This window comes from Mycobacterium sp. IDUB_21 (assembly GCF_055419425.1).
In genome coordinates, this window is sequence record NZ_JBVAXQ010000014.1 from 90,457 (window position 1) to 110,938 (window position 20,482).

Annotated in this window: 18 protein-coding genes; 2 read left to right on the forward strand and 16 right to left on the reverse strand. The window is 68.7% G+C overall.

Going from position 1 to position 20,482, the window contains the following annotated elements:
- Nucleotides 1-6: 6 nt before the first annotated feature.
- From metK to zwf, 8 genes are all read right to left on the reverse strand, one after another.
- Nucleotides 7-1,218 (reverse strand): methionine adenosyltransferase, encoded by a 1,212-nt coding sequence (gene metK / locus ACZYY4_RS19115; RefSeq protein WP_463811577.1) that lies wholly within the window; start codon nt 1,216-1,218, stop codon nt 7-9.
- Nucleotides 1,219-1,493: 275 nt separating this feature from the next.
- Nucleotides 1,494-2,075, reverse strand: coding sequence for a TetR/AcrR family transcriptional regulator (locus ACZYY4_RS19120; protein ID WP_463811642.1), 582 nt, complete (start codon nt 2,073-2,075; stop codon nt 1,494-1,496).
- A gap of 29 nt (nt 2,076-2,104) precedes the next feature.
- Nucleotides 2,105-3,463, reverse strand: a complete 1,359-nt coding sequence (hpnE, locus tag ACZYY4_RS19125; protein ID WP_463811578.1) for a hydroxysqualene dehydroxylase HpnE — start codon at nt 3,461-3,463, stop codon at nt 2,105-2,107.
- 103 nt (nt 3,464-3,566) lie between these two features.
- Nucleotides 3,567-4,817 (reverse strand): bifunctional phosphopantothenoylcysteine decarboxylase/phosphopantothenate--cysteine ligase CoaBC, encoded by a 1,251-nt coding sequence (coaBC, locus tag ACZYY4_RS19130; protein WP_463811579.1) that lies wholly within the window; start codon nt 4,815-4,817, stop codon nt 3,567-3,569.
- A 30-nt stretch (nt 4,818-4,847) separates the two neighbouring features.
- A complete protein-coding gene (rpoZ, locus tag ACZYY4_RS19135; protein ID WP_463811580.1) occupies nt 4,848-5,177 on the reverse strand; it encodes a DNA-directed RNA polymerase subunit omega in 330 nt (109 codons plus the stop codon).
- Nucleotides 5,178-5,240: 63 nt separating this feature from the next.
- Complete coding sequence (gmk, locus tag ACZYY4_RS19140; RefSeq protein ID WP_463811581.1) at nt 5,241-5,843, reverse strand: guanylate kinase; 603 nt, start codon at nt 5,841-5,843, stop codon at nt 5,241-5,243.
- Between the two features lie 7 nt (nt 5,844-5,850).
- Nucleotides 5,851-6,168, reverse strand: coding sequence for an integration host factor, actinobacterial type (gene mihF, locus ACZYY4_RS19145; RefSeq protein ID WP_085263782.1), 318 nt, complete (start codon nt 6,166-6,168; stop codon nt 5,851-5,853).
- 432 nt (nt 6,169-6,600) lie between these two features.
- On the reverse strand, nt 6,601-8,052 hold the full coding sequence (gene zwf, locus ACZYY4_RS19150) for a glucose-6-phosphate dehydrogenase (protein WP_463811582.1): 1,452 nt from the start codon (nt 8,050-8,052) through the stop codon (nt 6,601-6,603).
- Nucleotides 8,053-8,567: 515 nt separating this feature from the next.
- On the opposite strand from zwf, the gene ACZYY4_RS19155 reads away from it, so the two are divergent.
- Complete coding sequence (locus tag ACZYY4_RS19155; protein WP_463811584.1) at nt 8,568-9,173, forward strand: hypothetical protein; 606 nt, start codon at nt 8,568-8,570, stop codon at nt 9,171-9,173.
- Between the two features lie 56 nt (nt 9,174-9,229).
- Here ACZYY4_RS19155 and pyrF read toward each other — a convergent pair whose 3' ends face one another.
- The 7 genes from pyrF to pyrR are packed head-to-tail and all read right to left on the reverse strand — an operon-like array spanning nt 9,230 to nt 17,869.
- On the reverse strand, nt 9,230-10,066 hold the full coding sequence (gene pyrF, locus ACZYY4_RS19160; RefSeq protein ID WP_463811585.1) for an orotidine-5'-phosphate decarboxylase: 837 nt from the start codon (nt 10,064-10,066) through the stop codon (nt 9,230-9,232).
- Nucleotides 10,066-13,407, reverse strand: a complete 3,342-nt coding sequence (gene carB / locus ACZYY4_RS19165) for a carbamoyl-phosphate synthase large subunit (RefSeq protein ID WP_463811586.1) — start codon at nt 13,405-13,407, stop codon at nt 10,066-10,068. Before carB ends, pyrF begins: the two co-directional genes overlap by 1 nt.
- On the reverse strand, nt 13,407-14,525 hold the full coding sequence (gene carA / locus ACZYY4_RS19170; protein ID WP_463811587.1) for a glutamine-hydrolyzing carbamoyl-phosphate synthase small subunit: 1,119 nt from the start codon (nt 14,523-14,525) through the stop codon (nt 13,407-13,409). Before carA ends, carB begins: the two co-directional genes overlap by 1 nt.
- A complete protein-coding gene (locus tag ACZYY4_RS19175) occupies nt 14,522-15,034 on the reverse strand; it encodes a PH-like domain-containing protein (protein WP_463811588.1) in 513 nt (170 codons plus the stop codon). The genes carA and ACZYY4_RS19175 overlap by 4 nt, the downstream gene beginning before the upstream one ends.
- The gene (locus tag ACZYY4_RS19180; RefSeq protein WP_463811589.1) at nt 15,031-16,323 is read right to left on the reverse strand and encodes a dihydroorotase; all 1,293 of its coding nucleotides are present in this window, start codon (nt 16,321-16,323) and stop codon (nt 15,031-15,033) included. The genes ACZYY4_RS19175 and ACZYY4_RS19180 overlap by 4 nt, the downstream gene beginning before the upstream one ends.
- The gene (locus ACZYY4_RS19185) at nt 16,320-17,291 is read right to left on the reverse strand and encodes an aspartate carbamoyltransferase catalytic subunit (RefSeq protein WP_463811590.1); all 972 of its coding nucleotides are present in this window, start codon (nt 17,289-17,291) and stop codon (nt 16,320-16,322) included. The genes ACZYY4_RS19180 and ACZYY4_RS19185 overlap by 4 nt, the downstream gene beginning before the upstream one ends.
- Nucleotides 17,288-17,869, reverse strand: a complete 582-nt coding sequence (gene pyrR / locus ACZYY4_RS19190) for a bifunctional pyr operon transcriptional regulator/uracil phosphoribosyltransferase PyrR (protein ID WP_463811591.1) — start codon at nt 17,867-17,869, stop codon at nt 17,288-17,290. Before pyrR ends, ACZYY4_RS19185 begins: the two co-directional genes overlap by 4 nt.
- Nucleotides 17,870-18,101: 232 nt before the next feature.
- On the opposite strand from pyrR, the gene ACZYY4_RS19195 reads away from it, so the two are divergent.
- Nucleotides 18,102-19,304, forward strand: a complete 1,203-nt coding sequence (locus ACZYY4_RS19195; RefSeq protein WP_463811592.1) for a serine hydrolase domain-containing protein — start codon at nt 18,102-18,104, stop codon at nt 19,302-19,304.
- Nucleotides 19,305-19,310: 6 nt separating this feature from the next.
- Here ACZYY4_RS19195 and ACZYY4_RS19200 read toward each other — a convergent pair whose 3' ends face one another.
- Nucleotides 19,311-20,465: an acyl-CoA dehydrogenase family protein gene (locus ACZYY4_RS19200; protein WP_463811593.1), complete on the reverse strand. Its 1,155-nt coding sequence runs from the start codon at nt 20,463-20,465 to the stop codon at nt 19,311-19,313.
- Nucleotides 20,466-20,482: the final 17 nt, after the last annotated feature.

Below are 20,482 nucleotides of genomic sequence, written 5' to 3' on the forward strand. Positions count from 1 at the left end.
CCGGGATCAGATGGCGTGCTTGAGGTCGTCGACCTTGTCGAGCTTCTCCCACGGCAGGTCGACGTCGGTGCGGCCGAAGTGGCCGTAGGCGGCGGTCGGCGCGTAGATCGGCCGCAGCAGCTCCAGGTCGTTGATGATGGCACCGGGCCGCAGGTCGAACACCTGCCCGATGGCATTTTCGATCTTGGCCGGGTCGACGTGCTCGCTGCCGAACGTCTCGACGAACAACCCGACCGGGGCGGCCTTGCCGATCGCGTAGGCGACCTGGACCTCGACCCGATCAGCCAGGCCAGCCGCGACGACGTTCTTGGCCACCCAGCGCATGGCGTAGGCCGCCGAGCGGTCCACCTTCGACGGGTCCTTGCCGGAGAACGCACCGCCGCCGTGGCGGGCCCAGCCGCCGTAGGTGTCGACGATGATCTTGCGCCCGGTCAGCCCGGCATCGCCCATCGGCCCGCCGACCACGAAGTTGCCGGTCGGGTTGACCAGCAACCGCACATCGGAGGTGTCCATGGTCTCGTGGCCGAGCTCGGCGAGCACCGTGTTGACCACGTGCTCACGAATGTCGACGGCCAGCGTCTTGTCCAGGTCGATACCGTCGGAATGCTGGGTCGACAGCACCACGGTGTCCAGCCGCACCGGGACGTTGTCCTCGTACTGCACGGTGACCTGCGTCTTGCCGTCCGGGCGCAGGTAGCCCAGCGTGCCGTTCTTGCGTACCTCGGTGAGCCGCCGTGCCAGCCGGTGCGCCAACGCGATCGGCAGCGGCATCAGTTCCGGGGTGTCCCGGATCGCGTAACCGAACATCAAGCCCTGGTCACCGGCGCCCTGCTTGTCCCACTGGTCGCCGGCGCCTCCGACACGGCTCTCATGGGCGGTGTCCACCCCCTGGGCGATGTCGGGGGACTGCGCGCCGATCCCGATGTTGACGCCGCACGACGCGCCGTCGAAGCCCTTGTCGGAGGAGTCGTAGCCGATCTCCAGGATGCGCTTGCGCACCGTATTGGTGATGTCGGCGAATGCCTCCTTAGCGGTGGTGGTCACCTCCCCGACGACGTGCACCTGTCCGGTGGTGACCAGGGTTTCCACCGCTACCCGAGACTGGGGGTCGTCGGCGAGCAGCGCGTCGAGCACCGAGTCGCTGATGGCGTCACAGATCTTGTCGGGGTGTCCCTCGGTCACCGACTCACTGGTGAACAGCCGACCCTTTTCGCTCACAATGTCACCCTCCGGGTAATCGATCCAAAAGTTAGCTCGGGCAAATATAGCTATGCGCTCCTGGGGACGGCCTGACAGCCCGCTGCCCGCCCCCCGGCCGGGTAATGCCTGTGCTCCCCCGCGACCGGGAGATGCGCAACGACATGCCCCACGACGAGACACCTGAACGACTCGGCCATGTGGGTGCCTACCTTACAGTCCGGATCGCGTGCGTCGACAGTCCGGGTTGCGCCTGTGCCTCTCATCGGCGAGCGCGCGCAGTGGTACCGCAAAGCTCACGGCGTGTCCGGCGTCGCTGTCTCCAGCCGGACCGCCCAGCCCACCAGCGACCGCAGATAGCGCAGCACCAGCTCGTCGGGGTTCGCATGCGGGTCGGTGAGATGGAGCAGAGCCAGTTCCTCCAATGCGGACAACAACAGTCGCGCCGTCGCGCCGTCGACGTCGACCGGGCGACCGGCAAGCTGCGACAGCCGACCGGCGGCGATGCTTCGTGCGTAGCGACGGCCCAGCTCGGTGCGAGACTGCAATTGGGGCGGGGCTCCCGCGGGCGGGCTCAGGATGATGCGCCAACTTGTCGGCGCCGCATGCAGGTACGCCAGGATCCCGCGGCCGAGCGCGTCCGGGTCGTCGGCGAGCGGCCCCTCCACACTCTGGATTCCGGCGAAGGCGATCGCCGATTCGCGGTCGAGCAGCGCCGACATCAGTCCGGCCAGGTCGCCGAAGTTCTGGTAGACCACCGTCCGGGTGACCTCCGCGGCACGGGCCACCCTATCGATGGTCACCGCGGCGAAACCCTCGGCGGCGACGATGTCGCGGGCGCGGTCGAGCAGCTGTGTGCGCCGGGCTGCTGCCGGCATCCGCCGCTTCGGCGACTCCGTCGGCACGCTCACCCCGATTCCGGCAGTTGAAGTAGCAGCGCCACCGCGCGGGCCGCGCTCTGCGCGGCGCTCTCCATGGTCGCCGACCAATCGGTACGGGTCCAGTCCCCGGCGAGCACCAGGCTCGGCACCGAGGTGCGCTGATCCGGGCGCAGCCCCGCGGTGCCCACGACCTGCGAGAAGGTCGCCTTCGGCATCTTTACCACCTGCGCGGCCACCACCTTCGCCTCGGCCGCGGCCGGATAGTAGCGGCGCAGCAGGTCCATCTGCTCGTCCACGATCCGTTCGCTGGAGCGGTGGATCTGCTCGTAGGCGCCGCTGGTGGTCAGGCAGTACAGCCACGCGCCGGCCGGATCGCGGCGCTGCATGCGCTGCCGGTCGAACACCTCGTCGATGATGCCCGTGCCGCCGATCACCGACTCCATCGCCGTCTCGGTGCCCAGCGGCCGGTCCAGGTAGAGGTTGGTGCTCACGATCGGCGTGTGGTGCAACTTGTCTGCCGCGGCGTAGATTTCGGCGTGCTCGGGCAGGTCGTCGAGCAAGCCGCCGATATTGGAGTTGGGCACCGCGCAGACCACCGCGTCGGCCGCTATCTCGCCGCCGTCTGCCAGTTGCACCGAGCGGACGGCGTTGTCCTCCACAACGATTCGTCGGGCGATCGTGCGATAGCGCACGTCGACGCCGAGCCGGTCGAACACGGCGAGCGCGCCCGAGATGTAGAGGGTGTCGAGGTCGGTGGTGGGATAGCCGATCGTCACCGCTTCGCGGTGACGCAGGCCGAGCCGGATACCGGTGGCGAGCACGTCGGCGAAGACCTTGGCCGAGCCGCGTTCCACCGGCTCGGCGGCGATCCCCAGGGCGAGCCAGTCCCATACCGCCTCTCGCGACGAGGCGGGCATCCCGACCCGGGTAAGCCACTGGTCGGTGGTGAGATCGGGTAGATCCGAGGGTTGAAACAGCGCCTGGTGCGCGAGCCGCGCGGTCGCGACGGCCGTGCGCAGCCGGTCGAGCAGGCTGGTATCGGGGTGCGCACCGAACAGCGTTCGCACCGCGCCGAGCCCCCGGGTCACCAGGGTGGTCGTGGCGCCACCGGGCCAGCGCAGCGTGCCAGCGGTCGGAAACTCGACCATCGACCGGGTGCCGACGCTGCTCAGGTACCGGAACAGGTGCTCGTAGCCGCTCGCGATGACATGCTGACCGTTGTCCGGGAGGTCGGCTATCCCGTCTACTTGCATCGCCTGGGTGCGTCCGCCGAGCCGCCCGCGCCGCTCCAGCAGGGTGACCTTCTTGCCCGCTTCGGCCAGCCAGACCGCCGCGGCCAGCCCCGCGAGGCCGCCTCCGACCACCACATACCGTCGATCGTCCATGTCCGGCCCCTTCCGAGTAACTTACGATCCGTAAGTTACTGCTCGGACGATCAGTCGGTCAATGCCAGTGCGGTCTTTCGTGCGTCGGCAACGTTGGACGGTGTCACTCGCCGCCGGCCCCCAGGAATGCCACCACTGCGTCCACGATCCGGCTGGCCATCAGTGTCTTGGACCCGGACGCCAGGGCGGACTCGGTTCCGTCGGCGGCCAGCAGCCACCCGTCGTTGTGGTCCACCTCGAAGGCCCTGCCGTCTCCGACCGCATTGACCACCAACAGATCACATCCCTTGCGGCGCAGTTTCGCCCGGGCGTGGAACAGCACGTCGCCGTTCTCATCCCCGGTCTCGGCTGCGAAGCCGACGATGGCCCGCATGTTGGGCAGCTGCCCGTCGTCACGCGCCCGTACCGCGCCGGCCAGCACATCGTCGTTGCGGACCAGGTCGATCGTGGGGGGCCGGTCGTCCTCCCCCGGGCCCTTCTTGATCTTCGCCTGCGCCATTCGGGCCGGGCGGAAGTCGGCGACGGCGGCGGCCATCACCAACACCTGCGCCTCGGGGGCGTGCTTGGTCACCGCGTCGTGCAGTTGCGGGGCCGAGCTGACGTGCACCACGTGGACTCCGGCCGGCTCGATCAACCCCGCAGTGTGCGCGGCGATCAAGGTGACCTCGGCTCCGCGCTGGGCGGCCACCCGGGCCACCGCGTAGCCCTGCTTGCCCGAACTGCGGTTGCCGATGAAGCGGACCGGATCGATCGGCTCACGGGTGCCGCCTGCGGTCACCAGCACCTTGCACCCGGCCAGGTCGTGGGGCAGCGCGTCCGCGCGCTCCAGCAACAGGGACGCGAATGTGTTGATCTCTTCGGCCTCCGGCAGCCGGCCGGGCCCGGTGTCGGCTCCGGTCAGTCGCCCCGACGCGGGCTCGAGAACCACCGCACCGCGCGCTCGCAGCGTCGACACATTCTCTCTGGTGGCCGGATGTTGCCACATCTCGGTGTGCATCGCGGGGGCGAACAGCACCGGGCAGCGGGCTGTGAGCAGGGTGGCGGTCAGCAGGTCGTCGGCGCGGCCGGCGACCGCGCGGGCCAGCAGGTCGGCGGTGGCCGGCGCCACCACCACCAAGTCGGCCTGCTGGCCGATGGCGACGTGCGGAACCTGTGGAACGTCTTCGAAGACGCCCGTGTGCACCGGGTTACCGGAGAGCGCCTCGAAGGTGGCGGCCCCGACGAACCGCAGTGCGGACTCGGTCGGTAGGACCTGCACCGAGTGACCGGCCTCGGCCAACTGCCGGATCACCGTGCACGCCTTGTACGCGGCGATTCCGCCGGAGACGCCGACAACGATCCGCTTGCGCTCCACCGCTACCGACCCGTCCCGCCCCGGCCTCTGTCACTCGCCTTCGGTGTATTCGAGCAGGTCGCCGTGGATCTCACGCAGCGCGATCGACAGCGGCTTCTCCTGCAGGCCGGGCTCGACCAGCGGCCCGACGTACTCCAGGATGCCCTCGCCGAGTTGGTTGTAGTAGTCGTTGATCTGCCGCGCCCGCTTGGCCGCGTAGATCACCAGGGCGTACTTGCTCGACGCCCGCTGCAGCAATTCGTCGATGGGCGGGTTGGTGATTCCGAGCGGCGTGTCGTAACCGCCGATCAACGCCGGGTCGAAATCGTCGGATTCACCGGTTGAGGAAAGGGTGGCCGAGTCGGCCTGCGAGCTACTCACTTAAGACAATCTCCTGGCTCTTGATGGCTGGGCCGGTCACGCCTGTGGCGTCATCCGGGTCGATCAGACTGCGTCCGGTGCGGTTTCCACCAGCAAGGATACCAATTCTGAGCAGGCGGTTTCCAATCGACTGTTGACCACGACCGTGTCGAAGTCTCCTTGGGCCGCCAGCTCGGTGCGGGCGGTGGCCAGCCGGCGTTCCATGACCTCGGCGGACTCGGTACCACGGCCGACCAGTCTGACCTGCAGCGACTCCCAATCCGGTGGCGCCAAGAACACCGTGACGGCCTCCGGCAGCGCCTTCTTGATGGCCCGAGCCCCAGCCAGGTCAACTTCGATCAGGACGGGCCGACCGGACCGGGTCGCTTCGACGACCGGGGCCGCCGGGGTACCCGATCGCTGCAGGCCACCGTGGATGTCGGCCCACTCCAAAAGCGCGTCGGCCTCGATCAGCTGCTCGAACTCCTCCGGCGTCACGAACCGGTAGTCGACGCCGTCCACCTCCCCCGGGCGAGGCGCCCGAGTGGTGGCCGACACGCTGAAGTACAGGTCCGGTATACGTTCCCGCAGGCAGCGGACCACGCTCGACTTACCGACCGCGGATGGACCGGACAGCACCACGACGCGTCCCGCGTAGCGACTGTCCGGTCCTCCACCGGCACTCACCGTCGGGTCAGGAGAAGTCGAACTTCTCCAGCAGCGCCTTGCGCTGCCGGTCGCCCAGGCCGCGCAGCCGGCGGGTAGGGGCGATCTCCAGCTCGGTCATGATCTCCTGCGCCTTGACCTTGCCGACCTTCGGCAACGCCTCCAGCAGCGCAGACACCTTCATCTTGCCCAGGACCTCATCGGTCTCGGCATCCTTGAGGACCTGCTTGAGATTGGTGCCGCCACGCTTGAGCCGGTCCTTGAGCTCCGCTCGGATTCGACGCGCGGCCGCCGCCTTCTCCAACGCGGCGGCGCGCTGCTCGTCGGTCAACTGGGGAAGGGCCACGATTCCTCCGTCTCGTCATCATCGACAACGTCGATGTTTTCCTTGTCTCGACCGGATACTCCGGCCAGAGACGACGACCGTACCCACGCCGTCTGACGAAATCTAACCCCACCCCCCGTTTCCGGCTACAAATGCCCAGCGTGAGGCGGCTGTACACGGCGGCCCGAGTGGGCCAGAACATGGCTGCGCGCCCGAGCCGTACCCGGCCGCACAGTCCCATGAAAAACCCTTGAAAACCATGCCCTAACTGGGCTTTTGATTGACCGAAGCGGGTAATTCCGGCGCGTTTTCCGGGCCCCGCGGTGGTGTCCAGAGATCGGCACGAGCCCGGCAGCATTGAATTCGCACCTCACGGCGTGTCGCGCGTGTCGCGCACGATCCAACTATCCGGCGTAGTAGCCGGGTCGCGGGGCTCGGGCGGGAGCTCAGTGACTAACGGCCACCACGCCAGGCCCGGTCGAACGGCAGCCGCCAGGCGTGCGGCGCGATGAGCTGGTGGATGGCGTTGGGCCCCCACGAGCCGATGTCATAGCCGCGTACCGGCGGCGGATCGTCCAACAGCGGGGCGGAGACCTCCCACAGCCGCTCGATGCCCTGGGAAGACGTGTAGAGCGTGTGGTCGCCGTGCATGGCGTCCAGGATCAGCCGCTCATACGCCTCCAGCACATCACCGGCGGCCTCGGTGCCGGCCATCTCGAACTGCATGCTGTGCTTGTCCAGCTTCATCCCCGGCCCGGGCCGCTTGCCGTAGAACGACAGCGACACCTTCGCCTGGTCGGCCAGGTCGAACGTGAGGTGATCCGGGCCGTGCGCACCGACCCCGGACCCGGACGGGAACATGCTTCTGGGTGGTTCCCGGAAGGCGATCGAGATGATCCGCTGACCTTCGGCCAGGCACTTGCCGGTACGCAGATAGAACGGCACCCCCGCCCAACGCCAGTTGTCGATTTCACACCGCAGCGCCACGAACGTCTCGGTGTCGGAGTCCCGCGCGACACCCGGTTCGTCGCGGTAGCCCCGGTACTGACCCCGCACCACGTTGTGCGGATCCAGAGGCACCATGGACCGGAAGACCTTGTTCTTCTCGACGCTGATCGCGTCGGAGGCCAGCTCGGTCGGTGCCTCCATCGCGACGAACGCCAATACCTGGAACAGATGGGTGACCACCATGTCCTTGAACGCTCCGGTCGGCTCGTAGAAGGCCGCCCGGCCCTCCAGCGAGAGCTTCTCGGGAATGTCGATCTGGATGTGGTCGATGAAGGTGCGGTTCCAGATCGGCTCGAACAGGCCGTTGGCGAACCGAAACGCCAGGATGTTCTGCGCCGGCTCTTTGCCGAGGAAGTGATCGATCCGGAAGATCTGTGACTCGTCGAACGTCTGGTGGATCGAGGCGTTGAGCGCGACCGCGCTGGCCAGGTCGGTGCCGAACGGCTTCTCCATGATGACCGCCGCGCCGTCGACCAGCTTCGCCTGCTCCAGCATCCGGATCGCCGGAATCGCCGCTGCGGGCGGAACACTCAGGTAATGCAACAGGCGTGGCGCACCGTCGAGCTGTCCCGCCTGCGCCCGCACCGCAGCGGCCAGCGCCTCGGGTCCGCCACCCTGCGGGACATACGTCAGGTTCTGCGCCCAGCTCCGGCACTCCTCCGAGGATGCCGCACCGTGCGAAAACTGTTCGCACGCAGACACCGCGATCGCACGGAAGGCCTCGTCGTCCAGGTCGTCCAGCGAGGTGCCGACGATGCGCAGTTGTGGCGCCAGCTTGGACCTCGACAGGTGGAACAGGCCCGGAAGCAGCTTGCGGCGAGCCAAATCGCCGGTGGCGCCGAACAAAACGACGACGTGCGGTGCGGCGTCGGGTGTGGCGCGACGGGGCCTGATCATAACGATCCCCTCTCCGTGGCGAACCCTACTCACCGAAGAGCCTGGGCGGTCACCGGGTGTTCAGTGCACCGGCAGCGACGACCAGGGCAGTGCGACGAAAGGCTGGTCCCCCAACTATCCTGGCCGGGCGGCTTCGTCGGCTGCGATGTCAGATAGATCACCGGCAGTTATCCTGTGATACTGCACTGAATGTCGTGACGTGCAGATTAATTATTGGCCAAAATTCGTGTCGCCGTGATTTCCCCGAGCAATCCGATACGCCATCGACGCCTCGAACTGGCCGGTCAGCGAGGTGACCATCGGCACCATCCGCCGCCCCTCAGCAAGTCGATAACAAATGTAAAGCTTGCCGCGATTCGATTGCCGTGGATACAGTTCCGCGCGGGGTGGGAGGTCCGCCCGGGGGGTTCGACGGGGGTCGAATTGAAATCAACATGCTTCCGTCGAGTTGCGCCCATTCAAGATGAAAGCGGGATCCGATGAAAATGGCCATTAGCCAATGGGCTGTGACCGGCATGGCTGTACTTGCCTTGGGCGCGATGGGTATCGGCGCCGGTGTCGCCGCCGCCGACCCGGGCGACGGTGTCAACGGCAGCGTAGGTAGCACCGGCGGCGCCGACTTGACGGCCGGCCCGTTCGGCGGCGGGTTCAACAACGGCACCGGCGGCGGTTTCAATGTGGGACCCAACGGCATCGGCGGCCAAGCCGGCGAAACCAACACCGGCGGCGCCAACCTCGGCCCATTCGACGGCGGCTTCAACAACGGCACCGGCGGCGGTTTCAATGTGGGACCCAACGGCATCGGCGGCCAAGCCGGCGAAACCAACACCGGCGGCGCCAACCTCGGCCCATTCGACGGCGGCTTCAACAACGGCACCGGCGGCGGTTTCAATGTGGGACCCAACGGCATCGGCGGCCAAGCCGGCGAAACCAACACCGGCGGCGCCAACCTCGGCCCATTCGACGGCGGCTTCAACAACGGCGCCGGCGGCGGTTTCAATGTGGGACCCAACGGCATCGGCGGCCAAGCCGGCGAAACCAACACCGGCGGCGCCAACCTCGGCCCGTTCGGCGGCAGCGCCGGTGAGAACGTCAACGGCGGCGCGAACTTCGGCTGGTAATCAGCGACGAGCACCATGCGGGCGCTGCCGGGGGGCGGCGCCCGCATGGTCTATCTCTAGCCCGAAGCCAGGTAGCTCAGCGCGTCACGCATGCGTTCGGCCGCGGCCTGTAGCGCCGCGACGTCGGGGCCGGCCCGCAATACCTCGCGGGAGACCGCGGGCAGCAGCATGCCCGGGGCGGCCCCGCCCAGCCCGGCCAGCTCCTCGGGGCGTCCGCCCTGGGCCCCGATGCCCGGCACCAGCACCGGGCCGCCCAGGGCGCTCAGATCGGGCACTTCGCGCAGCGTGGCACCGACCACCACCCCGATCGAGCCGGGCTGGCTCCCGGCCGCCCGATTGGCCTGCGCTGCGGCGTCGACGATCGCCTGCGCCACGGTGCCGCCACCGACCCGGGCGCGCTGCACGCCGGCACCCTCCGGGTTGGAGGTTGCGGCCAGCACGAAGACGCCTCTGCGGTGCGCGGCGGCGGTATCCAGCAGTGGCTGCAGCGATCCGAAGCCCAGGTACGGCGAGGCGGTCACGGCGTCGGCGGCCAGCGGGGAGTCGCCGGCCCAGGCCGCCGCGTAGGCGGCCATCGTCGAGCCGATGTCGCCGCGCTTGGCGTCGGCCAGCACCAGCACCCCGGCCTCGCGCAGCGCCGCGATGGTGCGCTCCAGCACGGCGTAGCCGGCCGAACCGTACGCCTCGAAGAACGCCACCTGCGGCTTGACGATGGCGAACCCGGCGAACGCCGTGACGCAGGTCTGGCTGAACGCGTCCAGCCCGGCCGGCGTCGGCGGCAGGCCCCAGGCGGCCAGCAATTCGGGATGCGGGTCGATTCCCAAGCACAGCGGTCCGCGGGCCGACATCGCCTCGGCCAGACGGAAGCCGAATCCCCCGGACTGCGTGGCCACTAGTGCCCGCCGAGCGTGCTGTGCAGCTCCTGCAGGGAGCGCACCCCGATATCGCCCCGGATGCCGGCCTCGATGCCCTGCACCGCCGCGGCGGCGCCCTGGACGGTGGTCACGCACGGGATGTTCACGCTCACCGCGGCCGAGCGGATCTCGTAGCCGTCCACCCGCGGGCCGGAGTTGCCGTAGGGGGTGTTGATCACCAGGTCGACCTCACCGGCCCGGATCGCCTCCACCGCCGTTTGAGCCGGACGATCGGGGCTCGGCTCCTCAAAATTCTTGCGGACCACATCACACGGGATACCGTTGCGGCGCAACATTTCTGCGGTCCCCTCGGTAGCCAGGACCCGGAATCCCAGGTCGGCCAGCCGTTTGACGGGGAAGACCAGCGAACGCTTGTCGTGGTTGGCCACCGACACGAAAACCGTGCCGTCGGCGGGCAGCGAACCGTAAGCGGCGGTCTGGCTCTTGGCGAACGCGGTGCCGAAGTCGCGGTCGATGCCCATGACCTCGCCGGTGGACTTCATCTCGGGACCCAGCAGCGAGTCGATACCGGATCCGTCGGCGCGGCGGAAGCGGTGGAACGGCAGCACGGCCTCCTTGACTGCGATCGGGGCGTGCGGGCCGACGGTGCCACCGTCGCCGGAGGCCGCCAGCAGACCCTCGGCCCGCAGGCCGGCGATAGTGGTGCCCAGCATGATGCGCGCGCAGGCCTTTGCCAACGGCACCGCGGTGGCCTTGGAGACGAACGGCACCGTGCGGCTGGCCCGCGGATTGGCCTCCAGCACATAGAGCACGTCGTCTTTGAGCGCGAACTGCACGTTGAGCAGTCCCACCACCCCGACGCCGTGGGCGATGGCCTCGGTGGCGCTGCGCACCTTCTCGATGTCGCTGCGGCCCAGTGTCACCGGCGGCAGCGCGCACGCCGAGTCGCCGGAGTGGATACCGGCCTCCTCGATGTGCTCCATGATCCCGCCGATGTAGACCTCGGTGCCGTCGCACAGGGCGTCGACGTCGATCTCGATCGCGTCCTCCAGGAAGCGGTCGACCAGCACCGGATGCTCCGGCGACAGCAGTGCCGCCCGGGTGATGTAGCCGCGCAACGTCTCTTCGTCGTAGACGATCTCCATGCCGCGCCCACCGAGCACGTAGGACGGGCGGACCAGGACCGGGTAGCCGATGTCGGCGGCGATCCTCTTGGCCTGCTCGAAGGTGGTCGCGGTGCCGTAACGCGGCGCCGGCAGCCCGGCGTTTGCCAGCACGTCGCCGAACGCGCCGCGGTCCTCGGCCAGATCGATTGCCTCCGGGCTGGTTCCGACGATGGGCACTCCCGCGTCGGCCAGCCGCTGTGCCAGCCGCAATGGTGTCTGCCCGCCCATTTGCACGATGACACCGACCACCCCGGGACCGCCCTGGCCGGACTGCTGTTCGGCGTAGTACACCTCGAGCACGTCCTCGAACGTCAGCGGTTCGAAGTAGAGCCGGTCGGCGGTGTCGTAGTCGGTGGACACCGTCTCGGGGTTGCAGTTGACCATCACGGTCTCGAACCCGGCCTGGCTCAAGGTGATCGCGGCGTGTACACAGCTGTAATCGAACTCGATGCCCTGGCCGATCCGGTTCGGCCCGGAGCCCAGGATGAGCACCTTGGGTTTCGCATCCTGGGCGGCCACCTCGGTCTCGGCGGCCGGGTCGAGCTCGAAAGTGCTGTAGTGGTATGGCGTTTTGGATTCGAATTCCGCCGCGCAGGTGTCGACGGTCTTGAATACCGGGTGAATCCCCAATCGGGACCGCAGCAGCCGCACCCCGTCCTCGCCGGCCAGTTCCGGACGCAGCGCGGCGATCTGATGATCCGACAGGCCGTTGTATTTGCAGCGCCGCAGCAGGTCCGCGTCCAGCACCGGGGTGTCGACCACCTCGGTTCGGAGCGCCACCAGGCTGTTGATCTGCTCGACGAACCACGGGTCCACCCCCGAAGCCTCGGCGACCTGCTCGACACTCGCGCCGAGCCGCAACGCCAGTTCGATGTCGTAGAGCCGGCCTTCGGTGGGGACGCGCAGTCGCTCCAGCGCGTCCTCGGCGGTACCGTCCGGGTCGGGTTGCGTCCAGAATCCGGCACGATCGGTCTCCAGCGAGCGCATCACCTTGCCCAGTGACTCAATGAAGTTGCGGCCCAAGGACATCGCTTCGCCCACCGATTTCATCGTGGTGGTCAGTCGCGGGTCGGCTCCGGGGAACTTCTCGAACGCGAAGCGCGGCGCCTTGACCACGACGTAGTCCAGTGCCGGCTCGAAGCAGGCCGGGGTCTGTCTGGTGATGTCGTTGAGGATCTCGTCGAGGGTGTAGCCGATGGCGAGCTTCGCGGCGATCTTGGCGATCGGGAAGCCGGTGGCCTTCGACGCCAGCGCACTCGACCGCGACACCCGCGGGTTCATCTCGATCACGACGAGCCGGCCGTCTTTCGGGTCCACCGCGAACTGGATGTTGCAGCCGCCGGTGTCCACGCCGACCTCGCGCAGGATCGCGATGCCCAGGTCACGCATCCGCTGGTATTCCCGGTCGGTCAGCGTCATCGCCGGGGCGACGGTCACCGAGTCGCCGGTGTGCACGCCCATCGGGTCGACGTTCTCGATCGAGCAGACCACGACGACATTGTCGTTGCTGTCGCGCATCAGCTCGAGCTCGAATTCCTTCCAGCCGTAAATGGATTCCTCGATCAGCACATTGGCCGTGGGTGAGGCGGCCAGTCCGTCGCCGGCCATCCGAGCCACCTCGTCGAGGCTGGCCGCCAGACCGGACCCCAGGCCGCCCATGGTGAAGGAGGGCCGCACCACGACCGGCAGGCCGAGTTCGGCGACGGTGTCCTCGACCTCGGCCATGGTGTAGCAGACCCGCGAGCGGGCCGACTCGCCACCGACCCGGGCGACGATGTCCTTGAACTGCTGGCGGTCCTCGCCGCGCTGAATGGCGTCGAAGTCGGCGCCGATCAGTTCGACGTCGTAGCGTTCCAGCACCCCGTGCTCATGCAGTGCGACCGCCGTGTTCAACGCGGTCTGTCCGCCCAGGGTGGCCAGCAGCGCGTCGACCTTGTTGCCCCGTTCGGCCTGCTGGGCGAGCACCTTCTCGACGAACTCCCAGGTGATGGGCTCGACGTAGGTGTGGTCGGCGTACTCGGGGTCGGTCATGATCGTGGCCGGATTGGAGTTGACCAGGCTCACCTGCAGGCCCTCGGCCTTGAGCACCCGGCACGCCTGGGTGCCGGAGTAGTCGAACTCGCAGGCCTGGCCGATCACGATCGGCCCGGATCCGATCACCAGTACGTGACGCAGGTCGGCGCGGCGCGGCATTACTTGGTCTCCATCAGGTCGACGAACTGGTCGAAAAGGTATTCCGCGTCGTGCGGCCCGGCCGCTGCTTCGGGGTGGTACTGGACCGAGAAGGCCCGGCCGTCGGCGAGCTTGACCCCCTCGACCACCCCGTCATTGGCGCAGGTGTGACTGACCACGCCCGGACCGAAGTCGGTCGTAAAGACTTCGCCTGCCTCCCCCTCTAAGGCGAAGCCGTGGTTCTGCGCGGTCACCGCCACCCGGCCGGTGGCGTGGTCGATCACCGGGATGTTGATGCCGCGATGGCCGAACACCATCTTGTAGGTGCTCAGCCCCAGCGCCCGACCCAGAATCTGGTTGCCGAAACAGATTCCGAACAGCGGAATCCCGGCCCCGAGCACTTCGCGGGTCAACGCCACCAGGTGGTCGGCGGTGGCGGGGTCGCCCGGGCCGTTGGACAGAAACACCCCGTCGGGCTTGAGCTCGGCGATCCGGTCGAAGTCCACCGACGACGGCAGCACATGACTGCGGATTCCGCGCCGGGCGAAGTTGCGCGGCGTGTTGGTTTTGATGCCCAGATCCAGTGCGGCGACGGTGAAGCGGTGTGCCCCATCTGGTTCCACCACATACTCCGCGTCGGTGCTGACCTCCCCGGCAAGGTCTGCACCCAGCATCGACGGTTGTTCACGGACCCGGTTCACCAGTTCGTCTACCGGCGCCAGCGCGTCGCCGGAGAAGACCCCGGCCTTCATCGAGCCGTGACTGCGCAGGTGGCGCACCACGGTGCGGGTGTCGACACCGGCCACCCCGACGATGCCCTGGCGCACCAGTTCGTCGTCCAGGGTTCCGGTTGCCCGCCAGTTCGACGCCCGCGGCGACGGATCGCGTACCACGTAGCCGGCCACCCAGATCCGGTCGTCGCGGCTCTCGCCGTCCTCGCGGTTCCAGCCGGTGTTGCCGATCTGCGGAGCGGTGGCCACCACGATCTGCCGGTGGTAGCTGGGGTCGGTCAGCGTCTCCTGGTAGCCGGACATGCCGGTGGAGAACACCGCCTCGCCCAGCCGTTGTCCCACGGCTCCGAAAGGCTTTCCGGTGAACGTCCTGCCGTCCTCGAGAACCAGCACCGCGCGTGGATTCATGTGTTGTCGCCTTCCAGCCAGCGGGTGTAGTCGGCACGGTCGTCGGCGCGGAAGCCGGTGTCCATCTCGGTGTCCGACGGCAGTCGCCAGCGGATCGCCAGCACTCCGTCGTGGTTACGCGTAGGGATGGTGCGCCCGGCGATGCCGCGTTCGGTGCGGACCGCAACGACCGAGTCCTGCGGAATCCAGATCGGCCGAGCGCCGCTGCGTTGCACCATGATTCCCTCCGGATAACGGGTCAGCACCGCTTTGGTGCGATAGCCCAGGTCCCCCACCACGACCCGGTCGTTCCACTTGGGCGCAAGCGTGCAGCCCAGATACAGGCCGCGGGTGGGGGCGACGGTGGGCGGGCCCACCGTGTCGGGCACCGACGGCAGCGTCCCGATCAGGGCCTCCTGCAACTGACCGCGGTGCCGCCAGCCGCGCATCATCAACCGGATCAGCAACCCGATCAGCGCCACCACCACCAGCGCGAAGATCAGCGAGGCGACCATCGTGGGAGTGTTCATACCGGGCTCTTCCCGCCACGGGCGGTCAACCGGCCGCGCAGCAGGGTCGCGGTGACTGTGGCCGGCAGCGTCATCGCCTCATACGGGGTGTTGGCCGACCGGCTGGCCAGTTGCCGGCCGGTCACCACCCAACTCGCCTCGGGATCCACCACCGTCAGGTTGGCCGGCTCGCCCACCTCCAGCGGCCGGCCCTGATCGGGCAGACCGACGATCGCAGCGGGCCGCTCGCTCATCACCCGGGCCACGTCGCGCCAGGTCAGCAGCCCGGGCTGAACCATGGTGGCCACCACCACCGACAGTGCGGTCTGCAACCCGAGCATCCCGGGCCGGGCGGTGGCGAACTCGCAGCTCTTTTCATGCTCGGCGTGCGGGGCATGGTCGGTGGCCACACAATCGATGACGCCGTCGGCCAGAGCCTGGCGCAGCGCGGCCGCGTCGGAGGCCTCGCGCAGCGGCGGGTTGACCCGATTGCGCCCGTCATAGCCGGCCAGCCGGCTGTCATCGAGCATCAGGTGATGTGGGGTGACTTCGGCGGTCACCGAGATACCCTGCGCCTTAGCCCATTTGAGTAGTTCCACGGTCCCTGCGGTAGACGCGTGGCAGATATGCAGGCGGGCACCGGCGTCGCGGGCCAGCAGGGCGTCGCGTGCCACGATCGACTCCTCGGCGACGCGCGGCCAGCCGGACAGCCCCAGCTGGGCGGCGTTGGGTCCCTCGTGGGCGACCGAGCCGACGGTAAGCCTGGGCTCCTCGGCGTGCTGGGCGATCAGCACCCCCAGTCCGGTGGCGTACTCCAGTGCGCGGCGCATCACCAGTGGATCGGCCACGCACACACCGTCGTCGGAGAACATCCGAACACCCGCGGCGCCGGCCGCCATCATGCCCATCTCGGTCAGCTGCGTTCCACCCAGTCCGACGGTGACCGCGCCGACCGGGTGCACGTCGACCAGTCCGACCTGCTGACCGCGCTGCCAGACGTGGTCGGTGACCACCGGCGAGTCGGCGACGGGCGTGGTGTTGGCCATCGCGAATACCGCGGTGTAGCCACCGAGGGCCGCTGCGGCCGAGCCGGTTTCGATGTCCTCGGTGTATTCGCGACCCGGTTCACGCAGATGGGTGTGCAGGTCGACGAAACCTGGCAGCAGCACCTGACCCGGCGCGTCGACAACGTCGCAACCATCTGCAACACGCAGGCCGGTGCCGATCTCAGTGATCTGGCCGTCATCGACCAGAACGTCAACCTGGTCTCCCTCGCCGTAGAGCCGCACCCCACGGATCAGCACACTCACGGCGTCTCCTCCCCCGCCGACCCCGCCGCCGACCCGGCACCCACCAGCAGATGGAACAGCACCGCCATCCGCACGTGGACGCCGTTGGAAACCTGTTGCAGCACCGCGGATTGTGACGAGTCCGCCACCGACGAGGCGATCTCCATGCCACGCAGCATCGGGCCGGGGTGCAGCACCACCGCGTCGTCGGCCAGCATCGTCCGGCGCTTCTCGCTCAATCCGTACCGCACCGAGTACTCGCGCTCCGACGGGAAGAACCCGCCGGTCATCCGCTCGGCCTGCACCCGCAGCATCAGCACCGCGTCGGCGGCTGGCAGCTCGGCGTCGAAGTCATGCGACACCGTCACCGGCCAGTCGGCGACCCCGACCGGCAGCAGGGTCGGCGGGGCCACCAGCACCACCTCGGCGCCCAGCGTCGCCAGCAGCTTCACGTTGGAGCGGGCCACCCGGCTGTGCACGATGTCGCCGACGATCACCACGCGGCGGCCCTCGATTGCACCGAGCCGCTGCCGCAGGGTCAGCGCATCCAGCAGCGCCTGGGTCGGATGCTCGTGGGTGCCGTCGCCGGCGTTGACCACCGCCGGGCCCGTCTTGTCGGCGCCCGCCGTCCATTCGGCCAGCAGGTGCGCCGCCCCCGACGCCGGATGCCGGATGACCAGCGCGTCGGCGCCGGCGGCGCGCAATGTCAGCGCCGTATCGCGCAGCGACTCCCCTTTGCTCACCGAGGATCCCGACGCGGACACGTTGATCACGTCGGCACTCATCCACTTGCCGGCCACCTCGAACGAGACCCGGGTGCGGGTGGAGTTCTCGTAGAACATCGTGATCACGGTGCGTCCACGCAGCGTGGGCAGCTTTTTGACCTCGCGGCCGACCAGCGCCTGGGCGAACCGGTCGGCGTCGTCGAGAATCGCGGTGGCCTCGTCGCGGCTCAGATCCCCCGCCGCCAGCAGGTGTCTGGGGGTCATCGGGTGATCACCACCGCGTCACGGCCGTCGTGCTCGGACAGCAGGACGTGCACGCTCTCACCGCGTGCGGTCGGCACGTTCTTGCCGACGTAGTCCGCGCGTACCGGCAGTTCGCGGTGCCCGCGGTCGACCAGCACCGCCAGCTGCACGATCCGGGGCCGGCCCACGTCGCGCAGCGCATCGAGGGCGGCCCGGACCGAGCGGCCGGCGTAGAGCACGTCGTCGACCAGGATCACGCAGGCGTCGTCGATGCCGCCGGCCGGGATCGAGGTGGATTCCAGGGGCCGCGGTGGCTGACGCATCAGGTCATCGCGGTACAGCGTGATGTCCAGGGCGCCGTGCCCGACGTCCACCCCGCAGAATTCGCTGATCCTGGCGGCCAATCGATCGGCCAGGGTGACGCCGCGGGTCGGAATGCCCAACAGCACCACGCGTGGCGCGTCGGCGCCGTCGGGATCCTGGGAACCGTCCAAGGCGGTCTTCTCGATGATCTGATGTGCGATACGAGAAACCGTGCGACTCACATCCGCCGAGGACATCAATTCCCGGTCGGTGCTGGAATTACCGGCAGCGCCCATGCGAAACCGCTGGACCTCCTTCTCCGCCTCGCGGGACGGATCGTTAAAGGATGTCGAACTGCCGGGTAGCCTAACACCCCGCCGGCCATCGGCCCGGCGCGAGGGGGCCCGGCGCGAGGGGGCCCGGCGCGAGGGGGCCCGGCGCGAGGGTGCGCAGATCCGGTCCGTTGCCCGGGGTGTCGACCGGGGACACGCGCGCTCGCGGGAGGAACATCGCCGCTAGCCTGGGCGGGTGAATCTCGACCCCAACCGGGCACCCCTCGCCGAAGCCTGCGACGCCGGCCTGCTCGCGGGCGCGGTGACCGTCGTCTGGCAGCGCGGCAAGCTGCTACAGGTCAACGAGATCGGGTACCGCGACGTCGGGGCTCGACTGCCGATGACCCGCGACACGGTGTTCCGGATCGCCTCGATGACCAAGCCCATCACGGTCGCCGCCGCAATGACCCTGCTCGACGAGGGCCGGCTGCGACTGAACGACCCGATCAGCCGCTGGCTGCCGGAGTTCGCCGCGCCGAAGGTGCTGATCGACCCGGACGGGCCGCTGGAGCGAACCACTCCGGCGCGGCGAGCGCTCACGATCGAAGACCTGATGACACACCGCTGCGGCATCGGCTACGGATTCTCGGTGTCCGGGCCGATCGCGCGGGAGTATCAGCGCCTGCCGTTCGGGCGCGGACCGGAGGCCTGGCTGACGGCGCTGGCCGCCCTGCCCTTGGCGGATCAGCCCGGCGAGCGGGTCACCTACGGGCACGGCATCGACGTGCTGGGTGTGGTGCTGTCCCGCATCGAGGGCAAGCCGCTGCCCCAGGTGCTCGACGAGCGGATCCTGGGCCCGCTGGGGATGGCCGACACCGGGTTTTGCATCTCACCCGAGGCCCGCGGACGCAGCGCCACCATGTACCGCCTCGACGGGGACACGCTGCGCGACGACGCCATGGGGCCGGTGCCGATCACCATGCCGGCGTTTCCCAACGCCGGCGGCGGGCTGATGTCCACCGCCGACGACTATCTGGCTTTCGCGCGAATGCTGCTGGCCGACGGTGTCTTCGACGGCACCCGGGTGCTCTCGGAGGAGTCGGCGCGCGCGATGCGCACCGACCGGCTCACCGACGCCCAGAAGCAGCACCCGTTTCTGGGGGCGCCGTTCTGGGTCGGCCGCGGATTCGGTCTCAACCTGTCGGTGGTGACCGACCCGGTGCGCTCGCAGGCCCTGTTCGGGCCGGGAGGCGCGGGCGCGTTCAGCTGGCCGGGCGCCTACGGGACCTGGTGGCAGGCCGATCCGGGCGCGGACCTGATCCTGCTGTACCTGGTCCAGAACTCACCGACGCTGTCCACCGAGGCCGCTGCCGCCGTCGCCGGCAACACCTCGGTCGCCAAACTGCGGGTCGCACAACCGAAGTTCGTCCGCCGGACTTATCGCGCCCTGGGGATCTAACCGCGCTCAGATCATCGAGATCGGCGAGATCTTCACTCCGACCTCCAGCGCCCCGGCCAGCTCGCGCGCCACGTCGTAGTCGAAAACGACGTGCCCGCAGATGATGTCGACGTCACGTTTGATCCGTTGCAGCGGGTTGTCCAAGAAGTGCACACTGGCACCGGAGGCCTCGAGCAGATCGGCGATCACCGCCCGGGATTCGTGCACGATGTGCGCGGCCGCCGCGCGGGCATCGGCACGAACCGAGCGGCTGATCCGTTCTCCGCCGCTGACCGCGTCCTGGAGCCGGCCCACCGTGTCGTCGCGCAGCCCGCGCAGTGCGCGCAACCGCACTCGCGCGTCACCGAGGCGGATCTGCGCGGCCGGCTGGTTCTTCTGCGCCGCACCGGAATACGCCAGCACGCGCTCTCCGAGTCGCTGGGCGTAGAGGTCCGCAACTCGTTCGGCCGAGCCCAGCGCGGGCATCGCGGCCACCAGTGCCAGCGCCGGGACCATCGGCCACCGGTATGCCGTGGCGTCATGCAGCGAAGCACCGGGCGCGGTTCCCGAGTAGATGTCGGCGACTTTGACCAGGCGGTGCTGCGGTACCCAAACATCTTCGACGACGACATCGTTGGAGCCGGTGGCCCGCATACCCGCGGTGTGCCAGACGTCCTCGATGCGGATGTCGGACGCCGGCAGCAGCACCAGCGCCGGGTACGGCGCGTCATCGGCTCCGCAGATCGCTCCGACCAGGATCCAGTCGGCGTCCATCACCCCGGTGGCCCAGGACCACCGCCCGCGCAGGCGGATCCCGTCGCCGTCGGGCAGCCCGCGGCCGGTCGGCGCCAACGGCGCGGGACACAGCACCGGCCCTGAGGCGAACACCTCGTTCTGCGCCTGCTCTCCGAAGAGCGCGAGCATCCAGTTGTGCAGGGTGTAGAACCCCAGCGTCCAGGCACTGGATGCGCAGCCGTGCGCCATCCGCCGGATCGGCTCGAGAATCTCGGGAAATTCGGCCTGTTGTCCGCCGTAGCGTGCGGGCAGCAGCAGGGCGGCCAGTCCGGATTTTCGGTAGTCGTCGACGGTGGCCGCCGGCAGTCGGCGCAGCTCTTCGGCTTCCGCGGCGCGTTCGGCCAGCCGGTCGATGAATTCCCCGGTCGGTGTCGCCGAAGCTGCCATGCCCGGACCGTACCATA